We start from the raw sequence: 9907 nt of genomic DNA, 5'->3' as shown, positions 1-9907 counted from the left end.
GGTTACATTCCGAACCCGGAAGCTAAGCCTCACAGCGCCGATGGTACTGCAGGGGGGACCCTGTGGGAGAGTAGGACGCCGCCGAACAAATATTGAAAGGGTTGGATCTGGAACTTCGGTTCCGGGTCCAACCCTTTTTTGGTTTGCGTAACGTGTCGTTCACGTTCCGCGCCGAGCATCCCAGCATGGGTACTGCTGCAATGCTCAGGGCCGCCGGCGTCGGAGTCGGTGACGAGGTCATCGTGCCGGCCTTCGGCAACGTCGAAGTCGCCGAGGCCGTGACACTGGCCGGTGCGCTTCCGGTGTTCGCCGACATAGATCCGGTCAGCTACTGCCTGGACGTGTCCGCCGTGGAAGCGGGGGTAACCGCCCGTTCCGCGGCCATAGTTGTCGTCCACCGATTCGGACGGTGGGCCGACGTCAGGGGGTTGCGGGAGCTGGGGCAGCGGCACGGGCTGCTGGTGCTGGAACAGGGCGAGTCCGAGGCGCCGTACGACGAGATCGCGCAGCGTCGCCAGCGGGCCGCCTATCTCGATGCGAAGCTGCGCGGTGTGCGGACGCCCGACGGCGGTGACGGGCACACCTTCCAGCAGTACGTCGTGCGGGTGCCGGGAAACGGCCGGCCCGACCGGGACGCCTTCGCCCGGGCCCTGCGGGGCAAGGGAGTTGACTGCCGGGTGCCGGTGAAGACGCCGGTGCACCGGCTGCCGGAGTTCCGGCGCTGTGTCTCGCTGCCGGAGACCGAGCGGGCCGCCGACGAGACCCTGGCGCTGCCCGTGGACGCCTCCCTGACGAAGCGGGAGATGCAGCGGGTCGTGTCCGCCTGCAACGCCCTCGGCGGACTGCTTCAGCCCGCCTTCTGAACGAGTTTGGGAACCCGGGTCTGTTCGGGGTATGATCTATTCCGTTGCCACGGGGGAAACCTCGAAAAGGCGACAGGCCCCCATAGCTCAGTCGGCAGAGCGTCTCCATGGTAAGGAGAAGGTCAACGGTTCGATTCCGTTTGGGGGCTCCATCGAGAAATGCCCCGCCCTTTCGGGCGGGGCATTTTCATGTCCTCTTCCGTCCCCGCCCTCAGTCCTTCTGAAGGCCGGGGACCCGCATGGCCAGAATCGCCATGTCGTCCGACGGAGCGTCGGACGCGAAGCGTTCCACCGCGCGCATGATGCGAGCCGCCACCGCGCCCGCCGTCAGGCCCGTACACGTCGTCAGGACGTCCGCGAGGCCGTCGTCCCCCAGCATGCGCGTGCCCTCCCGGCGTTCCGTCACACCGTCCGTGACGCACAGCAGGACGTCGCCCGGGTCGAGGGTGACCGTCTGCTCGTACAGTTCGAGGTCCTCGATGACACCGAGCAGGGGCTGGGGCTCGGCCGCCGCCTCCACCGTGCCGTCCTGGCGCAGACGGAGCGGGAGCGGGTGGCCGGCGCAGACGACCTTCATCTCGGCGCTGCCGTCCTCCTGGGGGCGCATTTCGCCGTACAGGAGGGTGAGGAAGCGGCTGCGGGCGCCCTCGTCCAGGATGGCGGAGTTGAGGCGCTCCAGGACCGCCGGGCCGCTGAGGCCCTCGCGTGCCAGCAGGCGCAGGGCGTGCCGGGCGAGGCCGGTCACGGCGGCCGCGTTGGGGCCCGTACCGCAGACGTCGCCGATGGCGAAGCCGTAGGCGCCGTCGGAGATGGGGAAGACGTCGTAGAAGTCGCCGCCCACCTCGTTGCCCTCGCCGGCCGCGCGGTAGATGACCTCGACCTCGACGCCCTCGATGTGCGGGGTGCCCGGGGGCAGGAGGCTGCGCTGGAGGGCCTGGCTGATGGCCGTGCGCTCCGAGTACAGGCGGGCGTTGTCCAGGGCCAGGGCGGCCCGGCGGGAGAGGTCCTCGGCCAGTTCCAGGATCTCCTGGCGGAAGTGTTCGTCGGTGGGCTTGCCGAGGGTCAGCATGCCGATGACGCGGTTGCGGGCGACCAGGGGGAGGACGACCGTCTCGCCGCCGACGGCGGAGGCCGTGGCGAGGGTCGGGCCGATGCCGGAGGAGACCTGGCGGGTGGGGCCGCCGGTGAGGCCGAGGCTGCGCATGGAACTGCGCAGGGCGGCCTGGTGGGCGTGTTCGCCGGGGGCGGTCCAGACGCGCGCGCCGGGTGTGGGTACCGGGTCCGGCGGGGGCACCTTGGAGAGCAACGACTTGATGCCGTCGATGAGTTCCTCGTCCTCGTGCAGGACGTACGACAGGTACGGGTCGGAGGCCTGGTCGGCGATCGTGTAGACCGCGCACCAGGTGGCGAGGGTCGGGACCGTCATCTGTGCCATCAGGGCGAGGGTCTGGTCGCGGTCCAGGGTGCCGGCGAGCAGGTCGGAGGCCTCGACCAGGAAGCTGAGCGAGCCGCGCCGCAGCCGCTCCAGCTCGCCCAGGCGGGCCGACTCGACGGCCAGGGCGATGCGGTCGGCGGCGAACTGGAGGCGCAGCGCCTCCTCGTTGGAGTACCTGCCCGGGGCCTCCGCGGCGACGCCGAGGGAGCCCGTCAGACGGCCCTCGACCTTCAGCGGGACCGTGACGACCGAGCGCATGCCGGTGCCGCTCAGGAGCGGGACCGCGCCCGGTACGGCCGCCAGGTCGTCGTGGACGGCCGGCATACGGGCCGAGCCGTAGCGGCCGGGGCCGGCTTCGACGGGCACGCGCGCGAAGCGCTGCCGGGCGGAGGGCAGGCCGGTGGAGGCGCGGACCTCCAACTCGGTCTCGTCGTCGGTGGCCAGGAGCAGGAACGCGGAGTCGCCGTCGAGCATGTCGCGGGCGCGCTCCACGGTGCGCTGGAGGAGGCCGTCGAGGTCGTCCGGGGCCGGGGAGCCGATGAACACCTCGAAGGGGTCCGTGCTCTGGCCGTCGGAGGTGCCGGAGGCGTCGGAGGCGGGCACGCGCAACGGGGTCTGCAGGACGGCGCGTTCGTCGTCCCGTACGAGCAGGCAGACCGTGGAGGGCTCGCCGCCGGTGTCACGGACTCTCAGGTGCGAGGCGTAGACGGACGTCACGCGCCCGTCGGCGCCGCGGATGCCGTAACTGCCCTCCCAGCGGGAGAGTTGGAGGGCCTCCACGATGCCGGTGCCGGTGCCCGGGGTGTGCGGCCAGGCCGCGAGGTCGGTCAGGGGCTTGCCTGTGACGTCCGCGGAGGTGTGGCCGAAGAGTTCCTCGGCGTCCTCGTTCCAGGCCGTCACAGAGCCCTTGCGGTCGATCTGGACGACCGCCACGCGGACCCGGCCGTCGGCGAGGGGGAGCAGGTCGGCGGGGAGGGACGGTCCGGCCGCGCGGGTGCCGACCGGGCGCTCGGGGAGGTCGAGCTGGAACCAGACGTTCTTGTGCGTGGGCGTGTACTCGACGCCCCAGCGGGCGGCGAGGGCCGCGCAGAGCTGGAGGCCGCGGCCGCCCTCGCGGTCGGGGCTGCCCATGTTGACGGGGGAGCCCTGGAGCGGGACTTCGCGTTCCGGGTAGCGGTCGGCGACCTCGATGCGCACCCCGTCGTCCGCGCGCAGGCACAGGACGTCGGCGTGGGTGCCGGCGTGCACCACCGCGTTGGTCACCAGTTCGCTGGTGAGGACCACGGCGTCGTCGACGACGTCCGCGAAGCCCCAGCCCTGGAGCGTGTCGCGGACGAAGGACCGGGCGGTCGCGACCGATCGCCCGACGGGCTCGAAGCTGGCGTCCGCGCGCGCGGTGATCACAGAACTCCCCGACCGTGTCTCGACATGCGGGCTTCCCCGGCCGGCCGGGTCGTGCCGCTGCTGCGGCATCCGCTCGCCCGTGGGCCGTGGCTCCGGGTTGTGTCCCCCGGGGATCACTCCGGTGGTCATGGTCTGCGGCCGCCCCTCCGAATGCCCGCTCGTTCTCGTGCCACCGCCCAGGCCGGACGGACCGGTGCGGCTGGACAGCCGCATGCAAGGTTACTTACCTTCGCGGTCCGAGCGGATGCCGGTCGCCAGTGTTTACGCCCCCAGGGTGTGCGGACGATGTGCGAAGCTGCCGAACTGTTATGGCCTGGTTCGGCCAGGGTGAAACACTGGGCAAGCTTCTGGTGAAGGTCCGGTCAGGCTGAGTGCGTTCCGTCTACGGCGGGCAACAGCCCCTGGTGTGGTCGGATCCCGTCTGGCAGAAATACGCAGCAGTAACTGGTACGCCGAAGTAAGCGGTACGTCGAGTATGGCGGTACCCGAGCACAGCAGTAACGGTCGACCCCTGCGGGAGGGACACAGTGGAGTCTGGCGCAGCGGCGCGGGGCACTAAGGCGCGCGCGAAGGGCGGACCGTCCCTGAGCAGGCAACGGGGCGGCGGTGGGACCACCGCGGTGGACACGGCCGCCCTGAACCGGCTGCTGGTGGCTCTCGTGGCGATGCGGGAGGGCAACTTCCGCAAGCGGCTCACGGTGTCCGGGGACGGCGTGATGTCGGAGATCGCGGCGGTCTTCAACGAGGTGGCCGACCGAAATCTCCACCTCACGGGTGAGCTGTCACGGGTGCGGCGGATGGTCGGACGTGAGGGAAAGCTCACAGAACGGCTGGAAACGGGCGCCTGTGAGGGTTCCTGGGCGGCCGCCATCGACAACTCCAACGCGCTCGTCGACGACCTGGTGAGGCCGGTCTCCGAGGTGGGCCGGGTCCTGACGGCGGTGGCCGAGGGTGATCTGTCGCCGCGGATGGAGCTGCGGTCGCCGTCGCCGGACGGGGCCGGGCATCCGCTGCGCGGCGAGTTCCTGAAGGTCGGCCGTACCGTCAACAACCTGGTCGACCAGTTGTCGACGTTCACCGACGAGGTCACGCGCGTGGCCAGCGAGGTGGGTACCGAGGGCAAGCTGGGCGGGCAGGCCCGGGTGCGCGGTATGTCCGGTTCGTGGCGGGACTTGACGGACTCGGTCAACACGATGGCGTACCGGCTGACGGCACAGGTGCGGGACATCGCGCTGGTGACGACGGCGGTCGCCAAGGGTGACCTGTCGCGGAAGGTCACCGTTCAGGTCGCGGGCGAGATGCTGGAGCTGAAGGAAACCGTCAACACGATGGTGGACCAGCTGTCCGCGTTCTCCTCCGAAGTGACCCGGGTGGCCCGCGAGGTGGGCACGGACGGCATCCTGGGCGGCCAGGCGCATGTGCCGGGGGTCGACGGCACGTGGAAGGAACTCACCGACTCCGTCAACACGATGGCCGGCAACCTGACGGCCCAGGTGCGCGGGATCTCCGAGGTGACCACCGCGGTCGCCAACGGTGATCTGTCGCGCAAGGTGACCGTCCAGGCGCGCGGTGAGGTTGCGCAGCTCGCGGACACGATCAACCAGATGACCGAGACGCTGCGGATCTTCGCGGACGAGGTCACGCGTGTGGCCAACGAGGTCGGCGCGGCGGGGCAGCTGGGCGGTCAGGCGAACGTGCCGGGTGCGGCGGGCACCTGGAAGGACCTGACGGACTCCGTCAACACGGTCTTCCGGAACCTGACGATCCAGGTGCGCGACATCGCCGCGGTGACGACCGCGGTGGCCAGCGGTGACCTGTCGCAGAAGGTCACCGTGGACGTGGCCGGCGAGATGCTCGAACTGAAGAACACCGTCAACGGCATGGTCGATCAACTGTCGTCGTTCGGTGCCGAGGTCACGCGGGTGGCCCGGGAGATCGGTGTCGAGGGTGAGCTGGGCGGCCAGGCGCAGGTGCCCGGAGCCGCGGGTACCTGGAAGGACCTGACCGACTCCGTCAACACCGCGTTCCGTAACCTCACCGGTCAGGTGCGCAACATCGCCCAGGTGACGACGGCGGTGGCCAACGGCGACCTCTCGCAGAAGGTCACGGTCGACGTCTCCGGCGAGATGCTCAAGCTGAAGAACACCGTGAACACGATGGTGGACCAGCTGTCCAGCTTCGCCGACCAGGTGACGCGGATGGCCAGGGACGTGGGCACGGAGGGCCGCCTCGGCGGTCAGGCCCGCGTGGACGGCGTCTCGGGCACCTGGAAGGAGCTCACGGACTCCGTCAACTTCATGGCCGGCAACCTGACCTCGCAGGTGCGGCAGATCGCCCAGGTGACGACGGCGGTGGCGCGGGGCGACCTGTCCCAGAAGATCGACGTCGACGCGCGCGGCGAGATCCTGGAGCTGAAGAACACGATCAACACGATGGTCGACCAGCTCTCCGCCTTCGCCGACCAGGTCACCAAGGTGGCCCGTGAGGTGGGTACGGAGGGCCGCCTCGGCGGTCAGGCGCAGGTGCCCGGTGTGGCCGGTGTGTGGCGGGACCTGACGGACTCCGTGAACGGCATGGCCGGCAACCTCACGGCCCAGGTGCGCAACATCGCCCAGGTCGCCACCGCGGTGGCGCGCGGTGACCTCTCCCAGAAGATCACCGTGGACGCGCGCGGTGAGATCCAGGAGCTGAAGAACACCCTGAACACGATGGTCGACCAGCTGTCGTCGTTCGCCCAGGAGGTCACGCGCGTCGCGCGCGAGGTGGGCACCGAGGGCATCCTCGGCGGCCAGGCCGAGGTGCAGGGGGTCGCGGGCACCTGGAAGGACCTCACCCAGTCCGTGAACTTCATGGCGAACAACCTGACCATCCAGGTGCGCAACATCGCCGAGGTCACGACCGGTGTCGCCAAGGGCGACCTGTCGAAGAAGATCACCGTTGACGCGAAGGGCGAGATCCTCGAACTCGTCACGACGGTCAACACCATGGTCGACCAGCTGTCCAGCTTCGCCGAGCAGGTGACCCGGGTGGCCCGTGAGGTGGGTACCGAGGGCATCCTGGGCGGTCAGGCGCACGTTCCGGGTGTCACGGGCATCTGGAAGGACCTCAGCAACAACGTGAACCTGATGGCCAACAACCTGACCATGCAGGTGCGGAACATCTCCCAGGTCTCGGCGGCGGTCGCCAACGGCGACCTGACCCGGCAGGTCACCATCGAGGCGAGCGGTGAGGTGGCGCAGCTCGCCGACACCATCAACACGATGGTGAGGACGCTGAGTTCGTTCGCCGACCAGGTCACCAAGGTGGCCCGTGAGGTGGGTACGGACGGCATCCTGGGCGGTCAGGCGCACGTACCGGGTGTGGCGGGTACGTGGAAGGACCTCACCGAGTCGGTGAACCAGATGGCGTCCAACCTGACCGGTCAGGTGCGCAACATCGCGATGGTCACCACGGCCATCGCCAAGGGCGACCTGACCAAGAAGATCGACATCGACGCCCGCGGCGAGATCCTCGAACTCAAGACGACGATCAACACGATGGTCGATCAGCTGTCCAGTTTCGCCGAGGAGGTCACGCGTGTGGCCCGCGAGGTGGGCACCGAGGGGCAGCTGGGCGGTCAGGCACGCGTGCGTGACGTCGACGGCACCTGGCGGGACCTCACCGAGTCCGTGAACGAGATGGCCGGGAACCTGACCCGGCAGGTGCGTGCCATCGCGCGCGTGGCGACCGCGGTGACCCGTGGCGACCTGAACCTGAAGATCGACGTGGACGCGTCCGGCGAGATCAAGGAACTCCAGGACTACACCAACAAGATGATCGCCAACCTGCGCGACACCACCGTCGCCAACCAGGAGCAGGACTGGCTGAAGGGCAACCTGGCGCGTATCTCCGCGCTGATGCAGGGCCGCCGCGACCTGGCGGACGTGGCCTCGCTGATCATGAGCGAGCTGACGCCCGTGGTCTCGGCGCAGCACGGCGCGTTCTTCCTGGGGATGCCGCTGGTCGACGGCAAGGACGCGAGCGCCGAGAACGAGGACGCGTACGAGCTGCGCATGCTGGGGTCGTACGGCTACTCGATGGGCTCCATGCCGACGTCGTTCCGGCCCGGTGAGGCGCTGATCGGCACGGCCGCCAAGGAGAAGCGGACGATCCTGGTGGAGAAGGCGCCCTCCGGTTATCTGAAGATCTCCTCCGGGCTCGGCGAGGCCCCGCCGGCGCAGGTGATCGTGCTTCCGGTGCTGTTCGAGGGCAAGGTGCTCGGCGTGATCGAGCTGGCGTCCTTCACGCCGTTCACGCAGATCCAGAAGGACTTCCTGAACCAGATCGCCGAGATGATCGCGACCAGCGTCAACACCATCTCCGTCAACACCAAGACCGAGTTGCTGCTGAAGCAGTCGCAGGAGCTGACCGAACAGCTGCAGGAGCGGTCGGCCGAGCTGGAGAACCGGCAGAAGGCCCTCCAGGCGTCCAACGCCGAACTGGAGGAGAAGGCCGAGCTGCTGGCCCAGCAGAACCGGGACATCGAGGTGAAGAACACCGAGATCGAGGAGGCCCGCCAGGTCCTGGAGGAGCGCGCCGAGCAACTCGCCGTCTCCATGAGGTACAAGAGCGAGTTCCTCGCCAACATGTCGCACGAGCTGCGCACTCCGCTCAACTCGCTGCTGATCCTGGCCAAGCTGCTCGCGGACAACGCCGAGGGCAACCTCTCGCCGAAGCAGGTGGAGTTCGCCGAGACCATCCACGGAGCCGGTTCCGACCTGCTCCAGCTGATCAACGACATCCTCGACCTGTCGAAGGTCGAGGCGGGGAAGATGGACGTCTCCCCGACGCGTATCGCGCTCGTGCAGCTCGTGGACTACGTGGAGGCCACCTTCCGGCCGCTGACCGCGGAGAAGGGCCTCGACCTGTCCGTACGGGTGTCGCCGGAGCTGCCCGCCACGCTGCACACCGACGAACAGCGGCTCCTCCAGGTGCTGCGCAACCTGCTGTCCAACGCGGTGAAGTTCACCGACTCCGGTTCGGTGGAACTGGTGATCCGGCCGGCCGGCAGCGCCGTGCCGGTGGGGATCAGGGAGCAGCTCCTGGAGGCCGGTTCGCTCAGCGATCCGGACGCTCCGCTGATCGCGTTCTCGGTGACCGACACCGGCATCGGCATCGCGGCCAGCAAGATGCGGGTGATCTTCGAGGCGTTCAAGCAGGCCGACGGCACGACCAGCCGCAAGTACGGCGGTACGGGCCTCGGGCTGTCGATCTCCCGGGAGATCGCGCAGCTGCTCGGCGGTGAGATCCACGCGCAGAGCGAGCCGGGCCGCGGTTCGACGTTCACGCTGTACCTGCCGCTGCACCCCAGCGAACTGCCGCCCCAGGGCTACCAGCAGTCCCTGCCCGCGCTGGAGGCCGGCGACCTGGTGGCTTCCCAGAACCACAGCTCGGAGCTGTCCGGCGTGGAGATCGAGACACCGGCCGAGGTGAAGTCGTACCAGGAGACCCAGAACGGTGCCGCCGCGCTCTTCCGGCGCCGCCGCCGGGGCGCTCCCCAGGTGGCGGAGGCGTGGCCGGTGCTCGCCGAGCAGGAGGCGACGGCCCCGCAGCCGCGCCGGGGCGTGCGGTTCGGCGGCGAGAAGGTGCTGATCGTCGACGACGACATCCGCAACGTCTTCGCGCTCACCAGCGTCCTGGAGCAGCACGGCCTGTCGGTGCTGTACGCCGAGAACGGCCGTGAGGGCATCGAGGTGCTTGAACAGCACGACGATGTCGCGGTCGTCCTGATGGACATCATGATGCCCGAGATGGACGGCTATGCGACGACCACTGCGATCCGGCGGATGCCGCAGTTCGCCGGGCTGCCGATCATCGCGCTGACCGCGAAGGCGATGAAGGGCGACCGGGAGAAGGCGATCGAGTCGGGCGCCTCCGACTACGTCACCAAGCCGGTCGACCCCGATCACCTTCTGGCGGTGATGGAACAGTGGATGCGCGCGGAGTGACAGGAACGGTCAGCTGTGATGTGAACGTTGCGGGAACCTTCCGTGTGCACCGGAAGTTGCTGACTCAGGGTGGCCGGACCCGTGTAGAAGTGCGGGATTGGGGGAACCTTCTGGTCTCCGGCTGCGTTTCTGCTACGTGCACAGTGACATCGCGGTGACAGGGTGTGGCGACGGGCGGGGTGCGGCTACCATGACCGGCACAAGGACGGGCGGCGAAA

Annotated in this window: 3 protein-coding genes, 1 tRNA gene and 1 rRNA gene; 4 read left to right on the top strand and 1 reads right to left on the bottom strand. The window is 69.1% G+C overall.

The window, feature by feature from the left end:
• The 3 genes from rrf to AB0D85_RS31795 all read left to right on the top strand — a co-directional run.
• Positions 1-87, top strand: a 5S ribosomal RNA gene (rrf, locus tag AB0D85_RS31805); the annotation flags it as partial.
• A 113-nt stretch (positions 88-200) separates the two neighbouring features.
• Positions 201-863 carry a DegT/DnrJ/EryC1/StrS family aminotransferase gene (locus tag AB0D85_RS31800; RefSeq protein WP_362327882.1) on the top strand — a complete coding sequence of 221 codons (663 nt, stop codon included), beginning with the start codon at positions 201-203 and terminating at the stop codon, positions 861-863.
• 76 nt (positions 864-939) lie between these two features.
• Positions 940-1015, top strand: a tRNA-Thr gene (locus AB0D85_RS31795).
• A gap of 59 nt (positions 1016-1074) precedes the next feature.
• On the opposite strand, the gene AB0D85_RS31790 is transcribed toward AB0D85_RS31795, so the two are convergent.
• On the bottom strand, positions 1075-3831 hold the full coding sequence (locus AB0D85_RS31790) for a SpoIIE family protein phosphatase (protein WP_362327859.1): 2757 nt from the start codon (positions 3829-3831) through the stop codon (positions 1075-1077).
• A 398-nt stretch (positions 3832-4229) separates the two neighbouring features.
• Here AB0D85_RS31790 and AB0D85_RS31785 point away from each other — a divergent pair, with 398 nt between their 5' ends.
• On the top strand, positions 4230-9689 hold the full coding sequence (locus AB0D85_RS31785) for a HAMP domain-containing protein (protein ID WP_362327856.1): 5460 nt from the start codon (positions 4230-4232) through the stop codon (positions 9687-9689).
• The last annotated feature ends 218 nt before the right edge of the window (positions 9690-9907 follow it).

Origin of the sequence: Streptomyces sp. NPDC048277 (assembly GCF_040652235.1) — a bacterium.
Classification (GTDB): Bacteria; Actinomycetota; Actinomycetes; order Streptomycetales; family Streptomycetaceae; genus Streptomyces.
Note: the sequence above shows the minus strand (reverse complement) of the source record. Positions and strands in the feature narration are given on the sequence as shown.